The organism is Burkholderiaceae bacterium DAT-1, assembly GCA_019084025.1.
Lineage (GTDB): Bacteria > Pseudomonadota > Gammaproteobacteria > Burkholderiales > Chitinimonadaceae > DAT-1.
Genome location: JAHRBI010000001.1, coordinates 14,450 through 38,627 on the forward strand (window position 1 = coordinate 14,450; position 24,178 = coordinate 38,627).

Consider the following 24,178-nt stretch of genomic DNA (forward strand, 5'->3'; position numbering starts at 1 on the left):
CGATTCGCGGGAGAATAAGCGTGAGCAAGAAAAAGCTCGTTGTAGCGGGCAGTGTGACCGGTGCATTGATTGCAGGCTGGCTGGGCGCCACCTGGTGGTCCGGCCTTGAAGCCGAAAAGACGCTGGCGAAGCAGCATAAAATGATTGCCGACCTGCCCTACTTCACGGTGAAAAAACACGAATACACCCGTGGTTTTTTCAGCTCACGCGAATCCACCACGATTACGCTGAACGACAGCATGCTGCGTCCGGCGCTGGAAATGGCCAAGCTGGCCGGTCACGAGATCCCGAAGCTGGAACTCACCTACACCCAGACCGTCAAGCACGGCCCTTTCCCGCTTATCTCCAGCGGTAGCTTTGCGCTCCTGAAAGCCGATGTCACCACCGACGTCCAATTCAGCGAGGACACCCGCAAGTTCCTCGGCAAAGTATTTGGCGATCAGAAGCCACTGCAGCTTGAAAATCGCGTGCATTTCGGCGACAGCGGCGAGTTCCTGATTACCATCCCCAAATTCGCCTATGAAGAGACGCTGGCCAAGGTTAAGGCCGACTGGCAGGGACTGGAAGCGCGTATCGCATACGATGGCGACTTCAACAAGGTGGACGTAGATGCCCAGGCACCCGGCCTCCACTTTGAGGCCAATGGGCAAGTCAGTCTTGATCTGAAGGGGCTCAAGTTTGTTGCTCACAATGCTCGCGGCGCATCGGGCGTCATGCTGGGCAAAGGCGACCTGACCCTGGAACGTGTCAACTTCAAGCGAGTAGAGGAAGGCAAGGAGCCTGTCGAAGCGTCGCTTGAACAGTTTGCCTACATGGTCAAGAGTGAGCCGGAAGGTGATTTCGTCAACTCGAGTGGCGATTTCTCTCTGAAGCAGTTTGCGCTCAACGGCAAGATTTACGGCCCAGCCAGACTCGCTGTCTCCGCCAAACATATCCACGGCCCGACGCTGGCCAAGCTCTCAAGCGAGATCTCCCGTATCCAGCGCGAAGTACCTATCGAACAGCAACCTGCCAAGATCATCGAGCTGGCGCGCAAAGAGGGGCAGCCACTCTTCAAGAACAACCTGACGCTCGCCATTGATGAACTGTCGGTCAAGCTACCCGAGGGAGATATGAACCTGAAGGCCAAGCTTTCTACGCAGGGTTATCAGGATGGCGACTTCGATGCCCCGCGCAAGCTGCTTTCCCACCTGCGCGCAAACGCAGAGATGAAGATGCCACGTCGTGTCATCGAAATCATCAGCCTGTGGAAATTCCGCGGCATGATTGCAGCACCAGAAGAGGCCACCAAGGAAGATCAGGAAGATCTCGATAATCTGGCCAAGGGCTTAGTAGACCAGTACATCAAACAATTGACTGCACAACAGTTGATTGAAGTAGACGGCGATATCCTGAAGACACGTGCAGACTGGAATGGCGAAAAGCTGGAAATTAATGGCAAGGACTTCCCCTTGCCCTGGCTCGGACCACAGGATCCTGCACCTGCTCGTTAAACGAGTTAGTCGCTAAACAGAACAAGGCTCGCTTACTCGCGAGCCTTGTTTGCATGTGGGGTCACAGCTGCGCGTTGCAAATAATCACCGTCAGGTGACGCTACAGGCTGCACCGCCAAGGCCAACTCAAGGCGCAATGCCAAGTGCGAATGGATGGCATCTACCGAATGAGGTGATGGCATCTGCTGATCACCGGGGCACATCATCGCGACAGCTTCTTCGCGACCCGTTTCCATGTCGAATATCTTGCCCATTTCAGCCTCCAGACCGGTATGCGGTTGATCGCTATCACACTTTGAATATCGGCATTTCCTAATGAAAATTCAACATCTTACTTTGCATACTTGTACGAGAAGTCGATATGTTCGATGAACGGATCAGTTACATCGAGCTTTCTCATTAATGTCTCTTCCAAGCAAGCAGATTTTCACGACTTGTTCCCCTCGCACAACAGTTGTATCCCATTTGACCACGTTTTGTTGCAGATAGAACAGCACTCCACAGATAATCAGCGGGCACATTTCAGTAGGTAGCTGCAAACCAACGGCTACCCACCTGGAGGCTGCTGATCAGTACTCTGTTCGGTAGTCAGCCACTCAGCCAACTACAAGAGGTTCAAAATGAAACTCAAGCAACTCGCGTATGCCGTCAGCCTGATTGGCTTCGCTGGTACACTCGCTCCCCTCGCACACGCAGCAGATGAAGCCGCAGTGAAGAAGGTCGACAAGATCGAAGTGACCGGTTCCTCGATCAAGCGCACCGCCAAGGAAGGCGCACTGCCTGTTCAGTCGATTTCCAAAGACGATATCGCCAAGAGCGGTGTGACCAATGTTCAAGATCTGATCCAGAACATCTCGGCATTCTCCACCTCCGGCTCGACTGCTACCGCATCCGTCGCTGGTACCGGCACATTTGGTCTGTCCTCGCCGTCCCTGCGCGGTCTGGGCAGCAACCGTACGCTGGTACTGGTGAATGGTCGCCGTCTGGCACCTGCAGCTGGTAATGATGGTTCCTCCATCGACATGAACGCGATCCCGATCTCCGCTATCGAGCGCGTTGAAGTACTGAAGGATGGCGCATCCGGCGTGTACGGTGCAGACGCGATTGCTGGTGTGATTAACTTCATCCTGTCTAAGAGCTACCGCGGTTTCATGGTCGATGGCTCCTATGGCACGCCGAGCGATGAAGGTGGCGGTTCCAACAGCCGTGCCGACTTCGTCGTTGGCTTTGGTGATCTGGATGCAGATCGCTTCAATGTGACGCTGACTGGTTCCATGGAAAAGGAATCGCGTCTGTGGGCCAAGGATCGCGCATACGCCAAGACTGCTCTGAACGAACCGTACTACTCCGGTAGCGCAACTGGTCAGGGTAACATCCAAGGTGCATGGGACGAAGTAAACCACAAGCCGACAGCAGACTACGTCAAGGGTACTGCTAGCGCAGGTTACGGTAACCCTGCAGCTACCAAGGGTTGTGACTCGATTGGCATGTTCAATGCCGGCAAGACCAAGCTGGGCGCAAGTGCTTACTGCCAGTTTGATAGCGCAGGCTATGTTGCCCTGATCCCGCAACGCGAACTGACCAATCTGGTTGGCAATGGCGTCTTCAAGATTAACGAAGAATGGCAAGCTTTCGGCGACTTCATCTACTCGAAGTCCAAGGTGTTCGAGTCGTACCAGAACTCCCCGATGCGTTCCAGCTTCTTCGATACCGACTCGAACTTTGCTGCACTCGGCGTCGACAAGGCTTTGCTTCTGCGTCCGACCAATCCGAATTACGCCACAGCCGCCGCCTGGCTGAAGGCCAATGGCTTTAGCAGCCTGGTGGGTCAACCGCTGGGTATCACTGCGCGTAGCGCAGGCCTGGGTAACCGCGAAGCAACCAGCGAACGTACCCAAACCCGCCAAACAATCGGCGTGCGTGGCACGATTGCCGGTCAGGACGTTGAATTGGCCGCTTCCCGCAATGAAGCGAAGCTGGACTACCTGATCACCAAGGGCTACTTCCGTCAGGCAGTATGGGTTAAGGTCATCAATGACACCAACTCGTGGAACCCATGGGCGCCGGATGGTCTGGGTAACGCCGCACTGCAAGACAAGCTGAAGGCCGAAGCTCAGTACACCGGTAACGCCATGAGCGGTACCTCGAAGACCAACTCGGTTGACTTCAAGGCAACGGGCGAACTGCTGCAAATCGCAGGCAACCCACTGTCTTACGCTGCTGGTGCCCAGTACCGCAAGGACAACTTCATCCTGACTCCGTCTGACGAGTACAGCTCAGGCGCGATTTCCGGTCTGGGTGGTTCAATTGTTCCGATGGATAAGAGCCGTGAAGTGAAGGCACTGTTCTCCGAACTCAGCCTGCCGATCGGTTCGACAATCGAGCTGAACGCTGCACTGCGTAGCGACCGCTATGATGATGTTGGCAACACCAACAACTACAAGGTGAGCGCACGCTGGCAACCGAGCGAGATGCTGGTGGTTCGTGCCTCTAACGGTACCGGCTTCCGTGCTCCGACCCTGACCGATCTGTGGTACCCGCAAACCGAAGGTACTTCGGCAGGCTTCACCGATCCGGCAACTAACTCCAAAAACATTCAGGTGACCACCAAGACTGGCGGTAACCCTGGTCTGAAGCCGGAAAAATCCGACCAAACCAGCGTTGGCTTCGTATTCCAGCCAACCCGTACCATCAGCGGCTCGGTTGATCTGTGGAAGATCAAGGTTAAGGATATCATTGCTACACCGTCGGTTCAGGAAGTGGTATCTGGCTTCCGCGCTGGCAAGGGTATCTACCAAGGTCTGGTGACACTGGATGCCAAGAACAATGTGACCTACGTGGTGAATCTGACCCAGAACCTGGGTACAGCTGACGTGCGTGGCGCCGACATTGACTTGACATGGGCTGATCGCTTCAGTTTCGGTCGCCTGTCCGCTAACCTGAACGGTACCTATCTGGATCAGTTCGACCAAACCTTCGCAGATGGCACCATCTCGAACAAGGTGGGTCGCGTAGCTGACGACCAGGGTAACCCGGTTCTGGGCGGTGATAATGGTGGTGTGAACCTGAAGTGGAAGCACCGTCTGACATTCAACTGGAGCCAAGGCCCGTGGAGTGCTGGTGTTGCTCAAAACTTCATCCTGCACTACGGCGATGCACCGGATCTGGACGGCAACCCGCACAATGTTCCGAGCTACTCCCTGTTTGATCTGAACGTTGGCTACACCGGCGTGAAGAATCTGCGTCTGGGTCTGGTGGTGAACAATGTGATGAACAAGAAGCCGCCAGTTGCGATCTACCCATCGCAATTTGCCAACAGCTTCATCTACGGCTATGACTTCTACAACTACAACCCGCGTGGCCGCTTCATCAGCACCACTGCGAGCTACAAGTTCTGGTAAGTCGTCCAGCTAAGTGCTTGAGTGCATAGCAAACGCCGGTGGCCTGATGGTCACCGGCGTTTTTCATTTCTCGGCATGACGGGCCTGCCACACCTGACAATCCGCGCTAACCCAACTGTCACCTACCGGTCATACTTTGCTCGTAAGATCATCGCTACGCTAAACCGTTGAACTCACACAAAGTAAGGAGTCAATATGTCTGCTGTTGGCACACGTGAAGAGCGCAAGCATGGCGAGCCCGATTCTGCGGTTCACCTCAGTGCATTGATGAAAGCGCCGCCGACCAGCAAGGAGGTGCATGCAGAACGGATGAGCCGACGCGGAGAGACGCGCAGGCGAGTGGAGGACTTGATACTGGCAAAAAATCAGGTCGGCGATTTATGGTAGACGCACAATCAAGTTAGCCATAAAAAAACCGGTGCCGCTTTGAGCACCGGTTTTTTGCAACGTGAAAGCATATTAGCGCGCGAGCAACTGAATGACCTTTTCAGTCACATCCAGATTGGTATTGAAGTAGACAGTTTCGGGTAATACCGCATCAATACGATCTGACTCTGCAACTTGCCTGATGGCGTGCAAGATTCGCGCATTCATCACCTGAAGTTCTTCGCTTTTGCGCTGTGCCAGCTCTTCCCTGAATTGACGGGATTTGCGCTGAAACTCAAAATCAAGATTGCTGATTTCCTTTTCCCGTTCGATTCGTTCGGAGACGGTGAGTGCACCTGCATCCTGACTCAAACGCTCCACCTTCTGACGCAGGAGTGCTTCCATCCCCTTGATCTGCTGCTCGCGTTGCACAAAGTCGGCACGAATACGCTGTTCCGCACTGGCAGCAAAACCAGACTCGGACATCACTCGATTGGTATCAATCACTGCAATACGCGCAGGCGGTTCATAGCCGTCTGCACAGACACATGCAGACAAACCGATCAACCAAGACACCACTGGCAACTTATATCGCAATACAGCCATGCGGGTCTCCACGCCTTACTTGGAAAATGTAGTGGGCATCATGAGGCGCATGATACACCTGTCAGAATGATTTGCATCATGCCCACTAGACTCCATCGTCTTACGCCTGATCAGCAGGGGCAGTAGAAATCAGTCGACGCAATGTCGGAATCAATGCAATCAGAACCAAGCCCACCACAACACATCCGGTTCCCAGCTGCATAAACTGCGATGCATATACCGGGTTAGATGATTGAATTGCATCAGGTAATTTCCCGGAGAAATCGCCCGCCAGCAGGGATGCAAGCCCAGTGACCAACATCCATGCCCCCATCATCACCCCTTGGTGCTGACGAGGAGCCAGTTGTCCGACCATGGCATAACCGACCGGGGAAATCAGGAGTTCCCCCAGTGCCTGACACACGTAATTGATCAGCAACCATACAAATGCCGTTTTGCCATCCACCCCGGCCTGCGCAATCCCGACGGGCAGTACCAGAAAGCCAATCCCCATCAACAGCAGAGAAATCGAAAACTGCTTAGGCACGTCGATTTTCCATCCGCGAGCACGCAGACGGGTAAACAGCAGAGACATGAGCGGGCCGCCCACCACAATCACGACCGTATTAATGTTCTGCACCCACTGCGGAGCAATCTGGATACCCAGCATCATCCGATCCACATTGCGCTCGGCAAACAGATTCAGTCCGTTAAACGACATCTGGTACAAGGTCCAGAACACCAGCGAACCAATCCACAGAATCAGATAAGCCCACATATTGCCGCGCTCGCGTTGATCTGGATGCTTGTACGTCATCCAGCATAGCGCGACCCAAACAAACCCGCACACCAGCTTGAGAATCCAGCTTGTATCATCCGCATGCTGCAGGGTGTACCACACAAGCGGCACCAGCCCAATGACAATTGCGACGCCCACCATCAGGCGCTTTCTGAAATCGGCCTGACTGACTTGCAGGAGAGGGGTACTAATGTCCTTGAGATGTTTCCAGAAAAACAGACTCAATACTGCAGCCATGGCATTGCCAACAGTGGCAAACATGAAAAGTGAGCGGTAATCCTGCTGATTATGGAGATACCCCGCGACAGTGAAACCGACAAAAAAGCCGATATTCATACCCGCATAGTTCCACAGGAATGCACCTTCTCGACGGATATCATGTGGCTCGAAACGCTGGGTCAGCATCATATTGATACAGGTGACGTTCAGGCCGCTCCCCGTGAGGAACATGCCCAAACCCGCATACAATGCGGGTACCGTACCCATGGAAATGGTCGCGCAGCCAAAAAACTGCAGCACCATTCCGATCAGAAACAGATTGCGGTTGCTCATCAAGCGGCCACCCATATAGCCGCCAAACATGTGCAAACCATAATTGAATGCACCAAACAATCCTGTTAAAGCAGAACCTGCTTCAGTCGTAAAACCCAGGCGTTTGGTTGCATACAGAATCAGCGTTGATTGCAGCACCGCATAACCCAGCGTGGCAAAAATCTGAATAAAAAACAGCGCCCCCGTGCCTTCTGGCGCGTGGGACATCTTCGTTGTAACGGTGGACAAAACAAACTCCCTGCATATACCGGCGAAGGTGGGCACGTCGCATCGACAGCCCACAGTGTTGACCGAGTGTTTTCTGGATGGCGAGCATTGTCTGTGTGCGGCATGAGTGCGTCAATCCTCACCGAATAAGTGCCGACAAATCGCTGATTTTCGCGGGATTAATGCAAATGTGATTGACTTTGGTCGCGCCAATTTCCTTATCAAATCACCATACAGCAGCCTGACCGAGCGCCATGCTGGCATAGTCTATATTCAGGAAGCCACGCTGATCGACTTATCCATTCTGCGAGTCCGTTGATGCTGTACAACGCTCATCTGCCCCGAGTCAAAACGATATGAACATTGCACTTGTGCTCATTTGCGTGCTCATCATTTTGCTTGCGTCAACGCTGTTCGCCATGCACATCCACTATCGACTCCGGCGGCGAATTGAAGCGGATCTTGATCATCTGCCACTGGCGCTGCTGACGATAGATCGCGCAAGCGGGCATCTACGAAGCTGTAACCAAGTCGCTAGTGCGATGCTGGAACTCGCCCCCGATAGCAATCTTTTCGAGCTTTTTGGCTCCGACTTCCAGGAAGCCGCACGTGAAATACAGACACCGCATACCGAGCTAGCCATAGAGACCCTGATCAATCTGCCATCGGGCAAAACGGTGGAGGTCAGCCTGCAAGCCAAAATTCAGCCCTCCAATGTGCGACACCTGATGGTGATGATTGAAGATATTTCACAGCAGAAAATGGATCGTCAGGCGCTGCTTGATGCGTGGATGGATAGTGAAGAACTGTACAACAATGCGTCCGCCGCCTACTTTTCGCTCGACCGATCCGGTGCATTCATCCGCATCAATGCAACAGGTAGCCGGTGGCTGGGATACCGGCGGGATCAGCTAGTCGGCAAGATGACTGTCCATGATCTCCTCACCAAAGATAGCGAATTCAGATTTGCAACGGGCTTTGCCGCACTGGAAGCGCTGGGCGTCATAAATAATCTGGAGCTTGCCTTTACCCGTCAAGATGGCAGCATCTTGCCAACCTTAAGCAGTGCCTCTGCACTGTACGATGATGATGGCAATTTCATGTGCAGCCGTTTCACGCTGGTCGATCTGACTGAACGGCAACGCGCCGAACAATTACTCGCCGAACACCACCGCGATATCGAACGGATGGTTTTGGAGCGCACTGCCGAGCTGCATATGAGCGAGCAGCGCGCCGGTACCATCATTCGCAATATGCGTGATGGTGTTGTGCATTACGATGAATCCGGACGGATTCTCTCCGGCAATAGCGCGCTTGCCCGCATGTTCGGGTTTGATGAAGACAGCATGGTCGGTATGGATATCAGAAAGCTGCTGCCCATCTCACTGGGCGATACTTCGGTCCACCAGCCGACTGAACACGCCCACTTGCATCATCGAGAAATGGAAGCACGGCACGCTGATGGGCATCTATTTGTCATCGAATTTGCTGCAGATGATCTCTTTGACGATAACGGCATCTCGCATATTGGTGTCGTACATGACATTACCAGCCACAAGGAAATCGAACGCGAGCATCAGCGTGCTCGACAGGAGGCTGAACGCCTGGCGCGCGCCAAAAGCGATTTTCTAGCCAATATGAGTCATGAAATCCGTACCCCTTTGAATGGCGTACTGGGACTGGCACGCATCAGCGTGCGGGAAAATCAGGGGCGAAATAGCCTGGATACCAGCATCAACATTCTGAAATCTGCAGAACACTTACTTGGCATCGTCAACGACATACTGGATTTTTCCCGGATTGAGGCCGGCAAACTGCATATTGATGAACACCCCTTTGCAATGCCTGCCTTTCTGGATCATCTAAGAGGCATCGTCGCCGAACGCGCGGATGCAAAGGGATTGTCGCTTGTGATCACCCAAGCAGACGATGTCCCCGAATGGGTATGTGGCGACAGCATGCGTCTGACGCAAATTGTCAGCAATTTATTGAGTAATGCGGTGAAATTCACCGAACAAGGGAAGGTTTGCCTCAATGTATCGCGCGTGAGCGATCAAATCAGTTTTGCCGTGTGTGATACCGGAATCGGCATTCGCGATGATCTGCTTATCCGCCTGTTTCAACCATTCGAGCAAGGTGATAGCTCTACCACGCGCAACTACGGCGGGAGCGGTCTGGGTCTGGCCATTTGCCGGCGACTGGCCGATTTAATGCATGGAGAAATCAAGGTCAGGAGTACGCTGGGTGAAGGTAGCTGCTTCACCCTGACGCTTCCACTCCCTGCCGCCAACCCGATTTCCCGCCTAGGAGAGACGGGAGAGGAGGACGCCATCCATAACAGCTTGTCTGGCGTATCAGTGCTTGCAGCGGATGATGTCGAAGTCAACAGAATGATCCTCGCCGATATTCTGTCACGTCAGGGCGCCCAGCTCACGCTCGTGGAAAATGGACTGGAGGCGGTCAATGCAGTTCGCCAAGCACATACGCATTTTGATGTGGTACTGATGGATGTACAAATGCCGGTGATGGATGGCCACACCGCTACACGGGAAATCCTTGCGTCGCACCCCTCGCTGCCAATTATCGGACTTACTGCACACGCGCTGGCAGAGGAAAGAGAGCGTTGTCTGGCTAGTGGCATGGCAGCTCATGTGACTAAACCCGTTGATGAAGTGCTGCTGATCCGTACGATGATCGCCCTGTTGCAGGGCAAGGAAGATATTGCGCAGACAATTGAAGCACAACCGTGTAGCGAGGCAAACCGTGAGCACGCGACATGCTCAGGGCTCATCGACTGGAGCGTGGTTGAGTCACGGTTCCGCAACAACGTCGCATTTGTCAAAAAGCTGGCGCGAACCGCACTCGATTCGCATCAGGATACGCCCGAGAAGCTGAATGCAGCACGCGCGTCCCAAGACTGGGAAACACTGGGTTTTTTGGTACACAAGATTAAGGGGCTGGCGGGAAATCTGGTGGCCGAGTCACTCTTCCAGCTTGCGATCACCACTGAAGACTTCATCCGCCAGCAGCAATTCGAAGAAGCCGCCCGCATTCTGCCAGACGTTGTCGCACACTTCTCCACGTTATTGTCAGAACTAACGCAATATATAGCCGACGAATCCGTCCCAACGATGTCTGCGGCGATTAGCTAGCGGATAGTCCTGCCAGTTGCAGCAGGGGAGCCAATTCGCTCAGCAAATGCGGCAAATGGGGGGTAACCAGCTCCTGCTTGCCCTCATAGAGCAATGACAGCGCCGTTTGAATATCCATTGCGGCCATGCTGATATCAGGTAATTTAACCTGATTCCCGCCAGCTTCACGCGCCGCCGACAACCGAGACTCCGCAGCCACCAGTAAGGCGCTCGCATCATAGCCGCCATCTGTACGGCTATTGGAAACCCCGACGCTGGCAGACAACTGAATTCGCTCGCCACGGAAGGTTACGCGTGCCTGCGTGACTGTTTGCAACAGGCGATCAGACAGTGAGCCGCATTGGTTGATAGAACAAGACAGCAGCAGGCCGAAGACCGCCTCATCGACCAGCGCAAAGGTTTCATCCTTGCGCAATTTGCCCGAGAGTGTCTGACCAATCATGGAAACTAATTGAGCAACCGGCGCCTCGCCCAGACGGGCCTTGAGCGCATCAATGCCATCCAGTGCAAGTAAAACCAGTGTGACTTCACCGCGATGACGCTTGGCGCTGGCCAGAGATTTTGAAGCTTCGAGCTCGAGCAGATGCCGGCTCGCCAGTCCGGACTGGACCTCGAGCACGGGCGCTTGCTCACGCGCCAGAGCAAGCCGCTGCAATTCCCGGGACGCTTTTGCCAGTTTGACAGCAGCACTTACCCGCGACACCATTTCGGTGCGATCTGTTGATTTGGTGATGAAATCGTTTGCGCCACGATCCACTGCCCGCGCCTTCGTATCCGCGTCTTCCTCACCTGAAATGATGATGACAGGAATACCCTTCAGGCGATGATCCTGTGACTTACGAATACGGTCAAGCAGGCCAAAGCCATCGAGTCGTGGCATGGTCAGATCACTGATCAGCACAAAGACCTGATCGTCGGACACCAACCGTTCCCAACCTGCGATGCCGTCTTCTTCCTCGACGATCTCGAACATATTGGCCAGATGCTTGCGAATGGTCGCCCGCACGATTCGGGAATCATCAACCACCAGCACGCGCGGCAGGCATTCCACCTCTGCCACGTCCCGAGTTACCACATCCGACATACCCAATACATCCATTCAATTCACGCGAAGATCCCCTCGCCTCCGCACGTGCGTGCCACTCTAACAGCATTCTCTTGTATGCAACAGTCATTGGTCGACAAGCCAACACGATACGCAGCAGCCTTGCTACACTCAGCATATGTCACTTGCAAAAGTGGCATGCTCTTGCATGATTCCTCTGGCTTTGGTGTGGCATTTCAATCATGACAACGCTTCGCATCCATCTGTCTGCATATCCGCTCGGCTGCAGCGAGCCTGCCAAGGTTCAGTCTGCCATTCGCGGTACGTTTAACGGCATCAGCTGGATTCGCAATCGCGACATCGGTGGCGCCTGGCTGACCGAAATCAGCCTAGAAACCCAATATGCGGATGAATATGCCTCACTTGCCCTGGAAGAGAGTGTGTCCATTGCCATCTGGAAGGCCATCGGGCGCTACGTCAAGGTTGCCGTAGACATTTCCGATGATGCGCGGGATATCGCCATGCAGCGCGAACTGGCCGTCGCGGATTATCGAAAGCTCATGGGGATTTTCTGAGCGACAGACGGCATCTGATCCTCATCAAATAGCACACACATCCAACATTGTTGCACTGCAAAAAATCTGCCATGATCCAGAGATAGGATGAAGCAAATATCCTGTTCCGGAGCTACAGATGTCATCCAGTCGTCCATTGCGCGGCATTGTCCTTGGCGTGGCCAACGAACACAGCATCGCCTGGGGATGTGCACATGCACTGCACGCCGCAGGTGCGGAAGTCGCACTAACCTATCTGAACGAAAAAGCGCGGCCCTTTGTCGCACCACTGGCGGAATCGATTGAGGCGCCACTACTGCTGGAATGCAATGTAGAAGTGCCCGGATCGCTCGAGCAGGTCTTTGCCGACCTGAAGCAACGCTGGAATACGATCGATTTTGTCATTCACTCGATTGCCTGGGCACCCCTGACCGATTTGCATGGTCCTGTACTGAACTGCTCGGAAGCAGGCTTCCTGCGCGCCATGAGTGTGTCCTGTCATTCATTGATTCGCGTGGCCAATCTCGCCGCACCGCTTATGTCGGATGGCGGCAGCATCCTCACCATGAGCTATCACGGTGCCCACAAGGTTATTCCGCATTACGGCATGATGGGCCCCGTTAAGGCAGCGCTGGAAAGTACCGTGCGTTATCTTGCCTACGAACTGGCAGCCCAGGCCATCCGGGTCAACGCCATCTCTCCGGGCCCCATGCCCACACGCGCAGCCAGCGGGATCGATGAGTTTGATCAATTGATGCAGCATGCAATCGACAATGCGCCCCTGCATCGACTTGCCTCGCTGGCGGATGTTGGCAATCTGGCAAATTTTCTGACGTCTCCCGCCACCGCAGCCCTCACCGGCAACGTCTATTACGTCGATGCGGGTTATCACATAGTTGGCTGATCATAAGGAATCCATTCAATGGACAAGGATGCACTGAAACTCTTGCTGGCGATCGCCGAGCCCCTTCCTCCGATCCGCATGGCCGCCGTGCATCCCTGCGATATTGAGTCACTCAAGGGAGTGTTCAAAGCACGCGATCAATCCTTGATCGAGCCGGTGATTGTCGCCCCCAAAGCACAGATACTCGCACTGGCGGCTGAAGCAGAAATTGATTTGTCCGGCGTCGAGATGATCGATGTACCCCACAGCCATGCAGCAGCCGATACTGCGGCCGAATTGGCGCGCGATAACAAGGTTCAGGCGCTCATGAAAGGAAGTCTGCATACCGATGAACTATTACGTTCTGCGCTGGCCAGTGCCAACGGTTTACGCACCGAACGTCGCGTCAGCCACGTCTTTGCGATGGAAATCCCTGCGTACCACAAGCCGCTTTTCATCACCGATGCAGCAGTGAATGTTGTCCCCGATCTGGCCGATAAGCGCGATATCCTGCAAAACGCGATCGACCTGGTGAGGAAGTTAGGCATCGACCAACCCAAAGTCGCCATTCTGGCAGCAGTTGAAACCGTCAATCCCAGCATGCGCGCGACCGTAGATGCGGCCGCACTCTGCAAAATGGCCGATCGGGGCCAGATTACGGGTGCGATACTGGATGGCCCGCTCGCCTTTGACAATGCCATTTCCCGCGAAGCCGCCGAGTCAAAAGGCATCACGAGCCCCATTCCGGGCGATGCCGATATCTTGCTGGTACCTGATCTGGAAGCTGGCAATATGCTGGCCAAACAGCTGCAATACCTGGCAGGAGCACATTCTGCAGGCATCGTGCTCGGACTACGCGTACCGGTTGTGCTTACCAGCCGCGCAGACAAGGCGCAATCACGCATGGCATCGTGTGCGATTGCCAAGATCATGGTGGCACGTGGATGAAACCATTACCGGTATTAACCCTGAATGCAGGATCGTCCAGCCTGAAGTTCGCCTTGTTCGGCACCCATGCGGACGATGTATTGCTGAGCGGCGAAATCGAGAACATTGGGCATCTGGCTCATGCCGATGTACACACGCTGTTTCACGCACGTGCAGCGGATGGCCGCATACTGGCTGATGCGGAAGTATCGGGGCATGATCACGCCGCTGCGCTGGGCTATCTACTCAACTGGCTAAGTAACACCTTTGAGGCGGGACGCATCGGCGCAGTCAGCCATCGTATCGTGCATGGCGGCGCTGACTTTGCAGCACCCGTTGTACTGAATGATGCCGTATTGGCTACGCTGACTGATCTGATTCCGCTTGCACCGCTTCATCAGCCACACGGGCTCAATGGCGTGCGTGCCATGCGCGCCCTGCTACCCGATGTGCCACAAATTGCCTGCTTTGACACGGCATTCCATCGTAGCAACCCCGAGATATACCAGCGTTTTGCCCTGCCGGAATCCATGTGGGCGCAGGGCATTCGCCGTTACGGCTTTCACGGATTATCGTACGACTACATTGCCTCGATTTTGCCCGAGCATCTCCCCGAACAATCGAGGGCTCGCGTGATTGTCGCCCATCTGGGGAATGGTGCCAGTCTCTGCGCGCTACACAATGGAAAAAGCATCGCCTCTACCATGGGCTTCACCGCGCTGGATGGCCTGATTATGGGCACTCGTTGCGGCCGGCTGGATGCTGGCGTGCTGCTTCATCTGCTCGATCAGGGCATGCCCCCTCACGAAATAAGCAATCTGCTCTACAAGCAGTCGGGTTTACTTGGTATTTCCGGGGAATCGTCGGATATGCGCACATTGCTGGGCAGTCAGTCAGACGCAGCCCGACAAGCGGTCGAGATGTTCTGCATCAGCGTCGCGCGAGAAATCGCCGGTTTGGCAGTGCCGCTAGGGGGAGTGGATGCACTGGTGTTTACCGGCGGAATCGGTAGCCATGCGGCACCGGTTCGAGCACGGGTTGGTGAACTACTGGCATGGATGGGCATTCAGCTTGATTCAGCGCTCAATCAGTCAGGTCGACCGGGCACCATCAGCGCAAACACAAGTCAGGTACATACCCTGACACTCTCTACCAATGAAGAGCGCGTACTGGCTCTGGCGGGCTTTCAGCACTTACAGACTTGCTAAATACCGGCAGCACATAAGCAAAAACCCGCCGTGAGAGGCGGGTTTCTGTTTGACACGCGATGCTGGCCAGCTAATCGTTTGTCAGTGCATCCTGCATGGATCAGGCCATTGCCTTGATCGCAGCATTCAGACGGCTCTTGTGGCGAGCAGCCTTGTTCTTGTGGAACACGCCCTTGTCGGCGATACGGTCCAGAACAGGAACAGCAGCGCGGAAGACGGTGTTGGCAGCAGCCTTGTCACCACCTTCGATTGCCTTCAGAACCTTCTTGACTGCAGTGCGGAATGCCGAACGCTGGGCGGCATTGTGCAGGCGCGCGGCAGCGGCTTGACGAGCACGCTTGCGAGCTTGTGCGCTATTTGCCATTTAAATCAACTCCTTAAACCGGTAAAAGGATTTCGCGGAAACGGTAGATTTTGCCAAAATTCCTTCGAACTTGCAAGGTTCGCGTACACTATTACCGTTTGTCAATCATTCAACGGCCAAAATGAACCTGTTTAACGCCCTTTTGCGCTCAAGCAGTATGACCATGATCTCCCGTATTCTCGGGCTTGTACGGGAGATGATGAACGCACACCAATTTGGTAGCGGGCTAGCCATGGATGCCTTCAACATTGCCTTCCGTCTACCCAACATGTTCCGGAGAATCTTTGCTGAAGGCGCGTTTTCACAAGCATTTGTGCCTATTCTGGCCGAATACAAAGCCCAGAAAGGTGATCGCGAGGCGCGGACTTTTCTGGCCGATGTAAGTGGTTTGCTTGCCCTTGTGCTGCTGGTCTTTACGGTTCTGTGTGTCATGGGCGCACCGTTCGTCGTATTAGCGATGGCGTCAGGTTTTAAACACAGCCCGGACACCTACACACTGGCCACACAACTCACCCGCATCATCTTCCCTTACATCATGCTGATTTCGCTGGCATCGCTCGCCAGCAGTGTCCTGAACACCTGGAATCAGTACTCGGTGCCATCGTTTACACCCACACTACTCAATGTCTCGATGATTGGGTGCGGCTGGTTCTTGAGCGGATACTTTGAACAGCCCATTTTTGCACTAGCCATCGGCGTTACCCTGGGCGGTGTCGCGCAATTAGCCTTTCAGCTTCCGTTTCTGCGCAAGATTGGCATGCTGCCGCGCCCGCGCCTCAATTTAGCCGATGAAGGTGTCCGCCGCGTACTCAAGTTAATGGTGCCCGCGCTGTTTGGTGTGTCGGTTTCGCAGATCAGCTTAGTAATCAATAGTCAGATCGCCTCCTACCTGCCTGCAGGGAGCATTTCCTGGATGACCTATGCAGATCGCCTGATGGAGCTGCCAACGGGCGTGCTTGGCGTCGCGCTAGGTACTATTTTGCTGCCCAGCCTGGCCAAACTGAATGCTAAAGGGGATCAACAGCAGTACTCTGCCATGCTGGACTGGGGCATGAGGCTATGTTTCCTGTTGGCACTCCCTGCGACTGTGGCAATTGGCGTAATCAGTATTCCGCTGCTTTCCACCCTGTTTCAGTCCGGCAAATTCAGCGCACACGATGTCATCATGACGCATCGTTCGCTCGTCGCTTATGCCGTTGGCCTGATCGGGCTCATTATGCTGAAGGTTATCGTGCCCGCGTTTTACTCGCGCAAGGACATTCGCACACCAGTCAAAGTGGCCATTGTGTCTCTGCTTGCCACGCAGTTGTTTAATGCGGCGCTGCTGATGTTCACCGATCTGGCACATGCAGGACTTGCGCTGGCAATCAGTTTGGGCGCCTGCGTTAATGCAGGCACCCTATTGGTCATTCTACTCAGGCGCGGGATTTACATCCCCAAACCGGGCTGGATCGCCTTCCTGATCAAACTATTGATGGCAGTCGGCGGCATGGCGCTCTTGCTGATCGCGCTGCAGTCCCTGATGGGCGACTGGACGCAACTGCAGAAGGGACAGCGTATCTGGCAACTGGCCGTCCTCGTCGTCAGCGGAGCGGCCGTTTACTTTGCCTTGCTGGCGGCATTTGGATTCCGGCCACGCGATTTCTCGCGTCGCGCAATTTAAGGGCGCAGATAAAGCAAGATCAGGCGATTTCGGCCTGATCTTGTTTGCTTACATGACGGATTACCCGCTAATGATGATGCGAATCCGCTTTTGGTGCTTCCTGCTTGGCGGGCGCAGGCGCGGCCTTCTTGGCCTCTGCTTTCTTGGCGTTATATGACTCATTCATTGAGTCAATTGCACCTTTCAGATCCATGCAACCCACATCATCTTTATTTTTAATGGTGCGATTACCCGGATCACATTCCTTGTCGGAGAACTTGAGCTTGTAACCAGTCGGCTTTTCTTGCGGCTTGCCGGGCGCCCCACTCACCAGCTTCTCTTTGATTTCATTCAGAAATTTTTCGAGTGCATCTTTTTCAAGCTGTAATTGCTTAGCGGTATCCTGCGCCACGCGTAGATCGGCCTGTTGCGCCTCATTCACCGACTTGGCATCTTCCAGCTTTTTCTCCAGCTTCTCATGCTCTTCGTGGAGTTTATTGTTCTGGGTGATCACATTCTTGATCTGAACCCGCAGCATCTCCTCGGACGCTTTGCCCTTGCGGATACCCAACAGCAGCCCCCCCGCAAACCCGGCCACGATCAGTATGGTGCAGATCAGTACAAATCCCACCATGATGGGCATGGTAATACCCGACAAGGACAAGATAAGCCGCTTGAATGCGGGCATCTTGGCCGGTGCAGGTGATTTTTCTGCCTCGGGAGCCGGGGCGGGAGGATGTTCAGCGTGCTCGGACATGGTGACAGCTCACAAACGATCTGATTAAGTTGTATCAGATGGATGCCCGTCATTCCAGAAATCGAGCGAGAAATCTAGCGCGGAAAAATGAAAAAGCCCAGACTTGCGTCTGGGCTTTCAGAATTTGGCTCCCCGACCTGGACTCGAACCAGGGACCTGCGGATTAACAGTCCGTCGCTCTACCGACTGAGCTATCAGGGAATAGATTTCTGCAATATTTAACAAGCCGCAGCAATCATTAAAATAGGCTTGAAGGTTGGCTCCCCGACCTGGACTCGAACCAGGGACCTGCGGATTAACAGTCCGTCGCTCTACCGACTGAGCTATCAGGGAACCGAAGAGCTGCGCATTTTAGAGAGGGTTTTTCCCCGTGTCAACCCTTTTCGCAATAGAATACGCACCATCTACTCATTTCATGCCAATGTCGTGACCATGCATACACTTAAACGACTGATTTTATGGACTTTCATACTTGCGGCCTTACTAGGAGCAACGCCACTGCTATTGCCGTACCAGCACTGGCAGAAGCTTCTAGAGGCAAAACTAAGCCAACGCCTGGATACCCCGGTGCGAATTGGCAACATCAGTTTTTCCTACATGCCCAAGCCAACCTTCACGCTTTCAGATCTGAGACTGGGCAATGACGCTGCCAGTATTGGCTCCGTGACCATCCCGGTCTCGATCACCAATGTGACGCGTTTCCGCCATGAGCTGTCGGATGTATCGATCAACGATGCCATTCTATCGAGCGAGTTTGCACTGGCATTACCCCAGCACCTGAAGCCCAACCCCGGTGGGCGCGATGTCCACTTTTCCAGCATCCGCATGGAAAATGTATCCATCCAGTTTCGCAAGCGCGCACTCGGGCCGATGTCCGGCGTGCTTAAGCTCAATCCGGATGGCACCTTTGATCAGGTCGTGATCCGCGACACCAACGGACGCTCCGAGCTGAATATCAAACCATCCGGCAAGCGATTTGTGATTACAGCCAATTCAGACAACTGGATTTTGCCCGGCAAGTACCATGTCCTGTTCGATAGCATCACTGCGCACGGGATTGCCGATGAAAATGGCGTACTGTTCGATGATATTCATGGTGTCGTCTTTAGCAGCGCATTTATCGGGCAGGCTCAACTGTTCTGGAATAACGGCTGGAAGATTGATGGCTCGCTGGAAACAAAGGGTATGCAGAGCGAGCCCCTTACCAAGCTATTTTCGCCTGTGACACATACCGCAGGACGCATGTCCGCCACGGCACTGATCAGCTTTTCAGGCGATAGCTACGACACCTTATTTTCCAATCAGGCCATACGCATGAAATTCTCCATGAGCGATGGTCATTTGAGCAATATGGATCTGGTTGCGCCGATTCGCTCGCAGACTGGTGCCATTCAACGTGGCGGGATTACTCGCTTTGAACTGCTCTCCGGTGAGTTACTCTGGCTGGATGGCAGAATCACGCTAAAGGGCTTGTCACTGACCTCAGGGAAGTTTTCAGCCAATGGCAGCGTTCATATCACCAATGACGCGATAGAGGGCCGTTTGGATTCCCGCTTGCAGGCTGGCATCCAGAGTATTCAGTCCAACTTATCCATTAATGGAAAACTGGAAAGCCCGGAAATCCGCTCGGTTGGTACCGCACGATTCGGCCCGCATACCGAGGCTGAACGCATCAACTGAGCGTGACTGAATCAAACAGTCTTGAATTGGGGGTTCCTTTTTTAAAAGGTGCCCCCATCTTATTGGCAATCATCCGTTTTCAGGTTACGCCCATGTCCTTGACAGACTTGCTCCCTACCCTCCAGCCAACCCCGTCGAACGCATACCCCGACGGCGGCACCACACTTTCTGCTCTCGCGTCAGTTGCCTGGCTCAGGTTCACAGGAGAGGACACCCTCACCTTTCTGCAAGGACAACTCTCCAGCGATGTGCGTGCCATCGGGGCTGATCAGGTGCAATACAGCAGCTATTCAACCCCCAAGGGTCGGATGCTGGCCACTTTCCTGATTATCCGTTCCGGTGATGATTATCTACTGGGCTTGCCGAATACCATTGCCCCTGCCATTCAGAAGCGTCTGAGCATGTATATCATGCGCAGTAAAACCAGGGTCTCTGATGAAAGTGGCGCAATTGGTGCGGTAGGTCTGGCAGGTACCCAGGCACACGCGCTGCTGAACCACCTGAATGACATCCCAACAGAAGACATGCATAGCAAGTCGCACGATGACATTCGTGTTGTCAGACTCAATGAAGATCGCTTCTTGGTGCTGGCACCCAATGCGTTGTTACCCGAACTATGGACTGACCTTGCAGCCAGAGGTGCGAACCCTGCGACAGAGGCTGCCTGGGAACTGGCAGCCATTCGCGCAGGCATCGTGACGGTGCTCGCAGAGACGCAGGAAGCCTTTGTGCCGCAAATGGCCAATCTGGAATTGATTGGCGCAGTGAACTTCAAAAAAGGGTGCTATCCGGGTCAGGAAATCGTTGCTCGAACCCAGTATCTGGGCAAATTGAAACGTCGTACGATTCGTGTCCTCTCTGAGGTCGAACTCAAGCCGGGCGAAGAGGTATTCAGCCCGGAAATGAATGGTCAACCTTCGGGCACGGTCGCGATGGCAGCTCAGAATGAGCATGGCCGGTGGGAGGCGCTGGTGGTGGTGCAAACCGCCAGCATCGAACATGGTCTGCACGTGCAAAACCCGGAAGGCCCGGTACTGACGCAACTTCCCTTACCTTACGCAATTCCGGCTTAATGCTGAACGCCTACGTCTATTACAAGATCGATCCGACCATTGCTAGCAAAGAAGCAATTGTCGAGTCGATTCGTCAGGTACAAGGATTATTGCGCCCATTCTGCCAGCACATCAGCGTCCAGCGCCGCGCAGACAAGCCTGATACCTGGATGGAGGTCTATGCAGGCATTGCTGATCGGGAAGGCTTTACTGCGGCGATGCATGCATGCGCCTTACCAGCCTTGCTGCCTTCCGAGCGGATGATCGAGTGGTTTGTTGAGTATGTCTAGCATCGATAAAAAGTCGATGGCAGGCTAATCCAAAGACAAAGGCCCAACATGTGTTGGGCCTTTTTGTATTCACTGTGTATAGCGCTTAGCGCGGCACCAGCGGCTTAAGGTATTCGTCCAGCTGGGGGCGATCCATCTTGCCGGGCGTAGTCAATACGGCACGACCCTGCGCATCGAAAATCACGGTAAACGGAAGCGTGCCATGGCGATTACCCAGTCCACGCATGGCTTCCATAGCCGACTGTTCGCCCAGCAGCACCTGATAGTTGACGGGGACATCCTTGAGGAAGGCTTTGACATCCTCGGCCTTATCAAGCGCCACGCCCACAAAGTTCACCTTGCCGCCCCAGCCCTTATTACTTGCAGAGAAAGCAGGCAGCTCTTCGCGACATGGGCCGCACCAGCCTGCCCAGAAATTCATCACAACAGGCTTACCACGCAGACTCGCGAGAGTGTGCGACTTACCGTCCAGATCTTTCAGCGCCAGCGACCAGACATCAGACTGAGTCATGGTCGCAGCCTCGACAGCAATAGGCGACGGCGCATCCTTTCCGATCTGCCAGGCAATTCCACCCAGACTGGCCACAACGGCAAACAATCCCGCAACGCCGGCAAGCACCTTGATGTTCATCTCTATTTATCCCTGATTGGCCAATACACGCTCCAGACGCTGCACAAACGCGGCCGGTGCCTCGAATCCGACCAGACGCTGCGCACGAAGTTCCGCACCCGCATGGTTGTAGAAAATGGTACCGGGCGGACCGAACAAACCGAATCGTTTGAGCAAGGCCTTGGCGTTGGCAGAATTATCCGTTACATCCACCTTCAATAGCACCACACTGGCCAGCTTTGCACGAACAGCCGCATCGGTAAAGGTCTGATGTTCCATTTCCTTGCACGATACACACCAGTCGGCATAGAAGTCGAGCATCACGTGCTTGCCCTGTGCAGCAGCGATGGCTGCATCCAGCTCTGCCTCGCTTGCTATCCCTTTGAAAGGCAGAGGGGCTTCCGCGGCCTGCACCTGACCACCGCCAAACACGCCACGTAGCGGCTGCAGCGGATCGCGAGAGCCGGCCAGTACACCCAGCAGTTGCGCTACACCCACCAGCAGCAGCACCACACCCAGCGACTTCCAGATACGTTTCCAGCCCGTCGGGTGAGCAATTGAATCCAGTGCAGACAACTGTACGCCCGCACCAATCGCCAGCACACCCAGCGTGCCCATGAAAACCCAATCAGGCAATACCGGACGCGTCATCCACAGCGCCAGCAACAGCATGATCACACCGAATACCTGACGCACATGGGTCATCCACGGCCCCGCCTTGGGCATGGCATGACCGCCCAGCACGGCAACCACGATCAGCGGTGCGCCAATACCGAGCGCCATTGCATAGAGTGCCAATCCGCCCGTAAGCACATCGTGGCTGGCACCGATATAACCCAGTGCAGCTGCCAGCGGCGGTGCCACACACGGACCAACGATGAGCGCTGACAGGGCACCCATACCAAACACCGGCACCCATTTACCACCAGGCAGACGGTTCGAGGTATCGTTAAGTTTGCTTTGCAGTGCATTGGGCAGTTGCAGCTCGAACAGACCGAACATCGACAGCGACATCAGCACGAAGAACCCACCGAATGCACCCAGTACCCAGGCATTTTGCAGGGCATTGGAAATGAGCGAACCAGACAGTGCAGCAGCAATACCTGCAATCGCGTAGGTCACCGCCATACCCTGCACATACACAAAGCTCAGGGTGAAGCTGCGCATCTTGGAGTTAGCCTGTCCTTGCCCGACCACAATACCGGAGATAATGGGGAGCAGCGGATACATGCAGGCGGTGAAGGCCAGACCCAGACCCGCAAGAAAGAAGAACAGGATGACGGCAAAGAGGCCGCGATCCTTAAAGACCTGCGCCGCATCATCGCCACTTGTCGCCGGTGCAGCAGCCGCCGCATCCTTGATCAGGTCGGCAGCTTTGGCAGATGCCGGTGCAGAAGCTGTAGCCACTGCAGCGGTCAGCTCCACCGTCATCGGCGGATAGCACACCCCCGCATCCGCACAGCCCTGAGAGGTGGCTGAAATCTTGGTACCAGCCGGAAATCCATCTGGCGAAACCAGTTCGACATCTACCGCATGACGGTAGTACTCCACCTCACCGAAATATTCGTCATGCTTTTTCTTGCCGGGCGGAATTTTCGCCTCTACTGGCGTGTTATCCGGCAAACGCAGGAACTTGAAGCGATCGCGATAGACATAGTATCCATCGGCCACTTCGTAATGTACTACCAGCGTGTTCGCATCTTTTTGTATCAGTGAGGGCTTGAAAGCTTCCTCGACTGCCAGCAAATCATCTGCATGAGCGCTGGCCGCAAGACACAGCATCAGGCAACTCCATTGCAGGACGCATTTAAGGATGTTCTTCATTTCCGGTTTCAGTCCTTACCCAATCAAGATAGGCCGGCAGGCCATCTACAAGCGGAAGTGCGATGATTTCCGGGGTATCATACGGATGAAGCGCCACGATTGCGGCCTGCACCTGAGCGTATTGTCCCGCGCGGGTTTTGATCATCAGGATCACTTCCTGATCACTCACAATTTTACCTTGCCAGCGATAATGCGACATCGAGCGCGCCGATACGTTCACACACGCCGCCAGACGTTTTTCCAGCAGGTCGCGAGCAATCTCCCCTGCAAGTCCTTCGTCTGGCACTGCACACACCACCACAATCACTGACTGCGATTCTGTTTCCATGCGCACTTTGCTTCTCCTTATACCACTTTGCCTGCTCGCCTACCCCTTTGCGGAAATCGCCGCGTCGATCTGGCTATTTCACCTGATCGGATTCTGGCTGTTTGCTTGGTTTTTTCTGGCGGGCTGGATCGGCGTCGTCATGTTACGCAACTGGCGTCTAGCAGCCGCATGGGCTGTCGTGGGTGCAGCACGTGCAGGCGAAATGCCATTTTCCAGATTGCTTTATGCCTTGCGTAGCATGATCGCGGCGGTATTGCTTGTCATTCCGGGCCCCATTGGTGATTGCATCGCGCTTCTGCTGCTCTTGCCATGGCCGGTACAGTCAAAAACTGTACAGGCTCAAGCAGCAAGTGACATCATTGAAGGTGAGTTCACAGAAATCATCCGTGAAACCAACAAGATAGAAAGCAAATAATCAGAACGGAACACAGCTGACAGGATATATTCTGCGCCAGCTGT

At 54.4% G+C, this 24,178-nt stretch carries 22 protein-coding genes and 2 tRNA genes; 13 read left to right on the top strand and 11 right to left on the bottom strand.

Features of this window, described 5'->3' with window-relative positions:
- Positions 1 to 20 precede the first annotated feature (20 nt).
- Entirely contained in the window at positions 21 to 1,493 is a 1,473-nt protein-coding gene (locus tag KSF73_00070) for a YdgA family protein (protein ID MBV1774104.1), read from the top strand.
- Between the two features lie 32 nt (positions 1,494 to 1,525).
- On the opposite strand, the gene KSF73_00075 is transcribed toward KSF73_00070, so the two are convergent.
- The gene (locus KSF73_00075; GenBank protein ID MBV1774105.1) at positions 1,526 to 1,747 is read right to left on the bottom strand and encodes a hypothetical protein; all 222 of its coding nucleotides are present in this window, start codon (positions 1,745 to 1,747) and stop codon (positions 1,526 to 1,528) included.
- Between the two features lie 366 nt (positions 1,748 to 2,113).
- Here KSF73_00075 and KSF73_00080 point away from each other — a divergent pair, with 366 nt between their 5' ends.
- Both KSF73_00080 and KSF73_00085 read left to right on the top strand, forming a co-directional pair.
- The gene (locus tag KSF73_00080; protein ID MBV1774106.1) at positions 2,114 to 4,894 is read left to right on the top strand and encodes a TonB-dependent receptor; all 2,781 of its coding nucleotides are present in this window, start codon (positions 2,114 to 2,116) and stop codon (positions 4,892 to 4,894) included.
- 195 nt (positions 4,895 to 5,089) lie between these two features.
- Positions 5,090 to 5,281, top strand: a complete 192-nt coding sequence (locus KSF73_00085) for a hypothetical protein (protein ID MBV1774107.1) — start codon at positions 5,090 to 5,092, stop codon at positions 5,279 to 5,281.
- 72 nt (positions 5,282 to 5,353) lie between these two features.
- On the opposite strand, the gene KSF73_00090 is transcribed toward KSF73_00085, so the two are convergent.
- Positions 5,354 to 5,866 carry an OmpH family outer membrane protein gene (locus tag KSF73_00090; protein ID MBV1774108.1) on the bottom strand — a complete coding sequence of 171 codons (513 nt, stop codon included), beginning with the start codon at positions 5,864 to 5,866 and terminating at the stop codon, positions 5,354 to 5,356.
- A 100-nt stretch (positions 5,867 to 5,966) separates the two neighbouring features.
- Positions 5,967 to 7,403, bottom strand: coding sequence for an oligopeptide:H+ symporter (locus KSF73_00095; protein MBV1774109.1), 1,437 nt, complete (start codon positions 7,401 to 7,403; stop codon positions 5,967 to 5,969).
- Positions 7,404 to 7,759: 356 nt separating this feature from the next.
- Between KSF73_00095 and KSF73_00100 the strand changes: the two genes are divergently transcribed.
- Positions 7,760 to 10,555 carry a PAS domain S-box protein gene (locus KSF73_00100; GenBank protein MBV1774110.1) on the top strand — a complete coding sequence of 932 codons (2,796 nt, stop codon included), beginning with the start codon at positions 7,760 to 7,762 and terminating at the stop codon, positions 10,553 to 10,555.
- Here the strand turns inward: KSF73_00100 and KSF73_00105 are convergent.
- Positions 10,548 to 11,639 carry a response regulator gene (locus KSF73_00105; GenBank protein MBV1774111.1) on the bottom strand — a complete coding sequence of 364 codons (1,092 nt, stop codon included), beginning with the start codon at positions 11,637 to 11,639 and terminating at the stop codon, positions 10,548 to 10,550. The two genes, KSF73_00100 and KSF73_00105, sit on opposite strands and share 8 nt — an antisense overlap.
- A 203-nt stretch (positions 11,640 to 11,842) precedes the next feature.
- Here KSF73_00105 and KSF73_00110 point away from each other — a divergent pair, with 203 nt between their 5' ends.
- The 4 genes from KSF73_00110 (at position 11,843) to KSF73_00125 (ending at position 15,172) form a co-directional block, all read left to right on the top strand.
- Positions 11,843 to 12,175, top strand: coding sequence for a hypothetical protein (locus KSF73_00110; GenBank protein MBV1774112.1), 333 nt, complete (start codon positions 11,843 to 11,845; stop codon positions 12,173 to 12,175).
- 118 nt (positions 12,176 to 12,293) lie between these two features.
- Positions 12,294 to 13,058, top strand: a complete 765-nt coding sequence (fabI, locus tag KSF73_00115; GenBank protein ID MBV1774113.1) for an enoyl-ACP reductase FabI — start codon at positions 12,294 to 12,296, stop codon at positions 13,056 to 13,058.
- Positions 13,059 to 13,076: 18 nt separating this feature from the next.
- The gene (locus KSF73_00120; GenBank protein MBV1774114.1) at positions 13,077 to 13,985 is read left to right on the top strand and encodes a bifunctional enoyl-CoA hydratase/phosphate acetyltransferase; all 909 of its coding nucleotides are present in this window, start codon (positions 13,077 to 13,079) and stop codon (positions 13,983 to 13,985) included.
- Positions 13,982 to 15,172 (top strand): acetate/propionate family kinase, encoded by a 1,191-nt coding sequence (locus KSF73_00125; protein ID MBV1774115.1) that lies wholly within the window; start codon positions 13,982 to 13,984, stop codon positions 15,170 to 15,172. Before KSF73_00120 ends, KSF73_00125 begins: the two co-directional genes overlap by 4 nt.
- Positions 15,173 to 15,272: 100 nt before the next feature.
- On the opposite strand, the gene rpsT is transcribed toward KSF73_00125, so the two are convergent.
- On the bottom strand, positions 15,273 to 15,536 hold the full coding sequence (gene rpsT / locus KSF73_00130) for a 30S ribosomal protein S20 (protein MBV1774116.1): 264 nt from the start codon (positions 15,534 to 15,536) through the stop codon (positions 15,273 to 15,275).
- A gap of 121 nt (positions 15,537 to 15,657) precedes the next feature.
- On the opposite strand from rpsT, the gene murJ reads away from it, so the two are divergent.
- Positions 15,658 to 17,199, top strand: coding sequence for a murein biosynthesis integral membrane protein MurJ (murJ, locus tag KSF73_00135; protein ID MBV1774117.1), 1,542 nt, complete (start codon positions 15,658 to 15,660; stop codon positions 17,197 to 17,199).
- 67 nt (positions 17,200 to 17,266) lie between these two features.
- Here the strand turns inward: murJ and KSF73_00140 are convergent, their stop codons facing one another.
- The 3 genes from KSF73_00140 to KSF73_00150 all read right to left on the bottom strand — a co-directional run bounded on the left by KSF73_00140 (position 17,267) and on the right by KSF73_00150 (position 18,268).
- Entirely contained in the window at positions 17,267 to 17,935 is a 669-nt protein-coding gene (locus KSF73_00140) for a hypothetical protein (protein ID MBV1774118.1), read from the bottom strand.
- A 125-nt stretch (positions 17,936 to 18,060) separates the two neighbouring features.
- Positions 18,061 to 18,136: transfer RNA gene (locus KSF73_00145), tRNA-Asn, on the bottom strand.
- A 56-nt stretch (positions 18,137 to 18,192) separates the two neighbouring features.
- Positions 18,193 to 18,268, bottom strand: a tRNA-Asn gene (locus KSF73_00150).
- Between the two features lie 234 nt (positions 18,269 to 18,502).
- Between KSF73_00150 and KSF73_00155 the strand changes: the two genes are divergently transcribed.
- The 3 genes from KSF73_00155 (at position 18,503) to KSF73_00165 (ending at position 20,957) form a co-directional block, all read left to right on the top strand.
- Positions 18,503 to 19,615: a hypothetical protein gene (locus tag KSF73_00155; GenBank protein MBV1774119.1), complete on the top strand. Its 1,113-nt coding sequence runs from the start codon at positions 18,503 to 18,505 to the stop codon at positions 19,613 to 19,615.
- A 92-nt stretch (positions 19,616 to 19,707) separates the two neighbouring features.
- Positions 19,708 to 20,688, top strand: coding sequence for a folate-binding protein (locus tag KSF73_00160; GenBank protein MBV1774120.1), 981 nt, complete (start codon positions 19,708 to 19,710; stop codon positions 20,686 to 20,688).
- Positions 20,688 to 20,957 (top strand): DUF4936 family protein, encoded by a 270-nt coding sequence (locus tag KSF73_00165; protein MBV1774121.1) that lies wholly within the window; start codon positions 20,688 to 20,690, stop codon positions 20,955 to 20,957. The genes KSF73_00160 and KSF73_00165 overlap by 1 nt, the downstream gene beginning before the upstream one ends.
- Before the next feature lie 85 nt (positions 20,958 to 21,042).
- Here the strand turns inward: KSF73_00165 and KSF73_00170 are convergent, their stop codons facing one another.
- Genes KSF73_00170 through KSF73_00180 form a run of 3 tightly spaced genes read right to left on the bottom strand, consistent with a single transcriptional unit; the run spans position 21,043 to position 23,719 of the window.
- A complete protein-coding gene (locus tag KSF73_00170) occupies positions 21,043 to 21,588 on the bottom strand; it encodes a TlpA family protein disulfide reductase (GenBank protein ID MBV1774122.1) in 546 nt (181 codons plus the stop codon).
- A gap of 6 nt (positions 21,589 to 21,594) precedes the next feature.
- Complete coding sequence (gene dsbD / locus KSF73_00175) at positions 21,595 to 23,391, bottom strand: protein-disulfide reductase DsbD (protein ID MBV1774123.1); 1,797 nt, start codon at positions 23,389 to 23,391, stop codon at positions 21,595 to 21,597.
- Positions 23,375 to 23,719, bottom strand: a complete 345-nt coding sequence (locus KSF73_00180) for a divalent-cation tolerance protein CutA (protein ID MBV1774124.1) — start codon at positions 23,717 to 23,719, stop codon at positions 23,375 to 23,377. Before KSF73_00180 ends, dsbD begins: the two co-directional genes overlap by 17 nt.
- Here KSF73_00180 and KSF73_00185 point away from each other — a divergent pair.
- On the top strand, positions 23,718 to 24,134 hold the full coding sequence (locus KSF73_00185; protein ID MBV1774125.1) for an FxsA family protein: 417 nt from the start codon (positions 23,718 to 23,720) through the stop codon (positions 24,132 to 24,134). The two genes, KSF73_00180 and KSF73_00185, sit on opposite strands and share 2 nt — an antisense overlap.
- The last annotated feature ends 44 nt before the right edge of the window (positions 24,135 to 24,178 follow it).

Coding starts and splice junctions, on each gene's coding strand:
- KSF73_00075 (MBV1774105.1), bottom strand. CDS start 1,747: ATGGGCAAGATATTCGACATGGAAACGGGTCGCGAAGAAGCTGTCGCG.
- KSF73_00080 (MBV1774106.1), top strand. CDS start 2,114: ATGAAACTCAAGCAACTCGCGTATGCCGTCAGCCTGATTGGCTTCGCT.
- KSF73_00085 (MBV1774107.1), top strand. CDS start 5,090: ATGTCTGCTGTTGGCACACGTGAAGAGCGCAAGCATGGCGAGCCCGAT.
- KSF73_00090 (MBV1774108.1), bottom strand. CDS start 5,866: ATGGCTGTATTGCGATATAAGTTGCCAGTGGTGTCTTGGTTGATCGGT.
- KSF73_00095 (MBV1774109.1), bottom strand. CDS start 7,403: ATGTCCCACGCGCCAGAAGGCACGGGGGCGCTGTTTTTTATTCAGATT.
- KSF73_00100 (MBV1774110.1), top strand. CDS start 7,760: ATGAACATTGCACTTGTGCTCATTTGCGTGCTCATCATTTTGCTTGCG.
- KSF73_00105 (MBV1774111.1), bottom strand. CDS start 11,639: ATGTCGGATGTGGTAACTCGGGACGTGGCAGAGGTGGAATGCCTGCCG.
- KSF73_00110 (MBV1774112.1), top strand. CDS start 11,843: ATGACAACGCTTCGCATCCATCTGTCTGCATATCCGCTCGGCTGCAGC.
- fabI (MBV1774113.1), top strand. CDS start 12,294: ATGTCATCCAGTCGTCCATTGCGCGGCATTGTCCTTGGCGTGGCCAAC.
- KSF73_00120 (MBV1774114.1), top strand. CDS start 13,077: ATGGACAAGGATGCACTGAAACTCTTGCTGGCGATCGCCGAGCCCCTT.
- KSF73_00125 (MBV1774115.1), top strand. CDS start 13,982: ATGAAACCATTACCGGTATTAACCCTGAATGCAGGATCGTCCAGCCTG.
- rpsT (MBV1774116.1), bottom strand. CDS start 15,536: ATGGCAAATAGCGCACAAGCTCGCAAGCGTGCTCGTCAAGCCGCTGCC.
- murJ (MBV1774117.1), top strand. CDS start 15,658: ATGAACCTGTTTAACGCCCTTTTGCGCTCAAGCAGTATGACCATGATC.
- KSF73_00140 (MBV1774118.1), bottom strand. CDS start 17,935: ATGTCCGAGCACGCTGAACATCCTCCCGCCCCGGCTCCCGAGGCAGAA.
- KSF73_00160 (MBV1774120.1), top strand. CDS start 19,708: ATGTCCTTGACAGACTTGCTCCCTACCCTCCAGCCAACCCCGTCGAAC.
- KSF73_00165 (MBV1774121.1), top strand. CDS start 20,688: ATGCTGAACGCCTACGTCTATTACAAGATCGATCCGACCATTGCTAGC.
- KSF73_00170 (MBV1774122.1), bottom strand. CDS start 21,588: ATGAACATCAAGGTGCTTGCCGGCGTTGCGGGATTGTTTGCCGTTGTG.
- dsbD (MBV1774123.1), bottom strand. CDS start 23,391: ATGAAGAACATCCTTAAATGCGTCCTGCAATGGAGTTGCCTGATGCTG.
- KSF73_00185 (MBV1774125.1), top strand. CDS start 23,718: ATGCGCACTTTGCTTCTCCTTATACCACTTTGCCTGCTCGCCTACCCC.
- KSF73_00180 (MBV1774124.1), bottom strand. CDS start 23,719: ATGGAAACAGAATCGCAGTCAGTGATTGTGGTGGTGTGTGCAGTGCCA.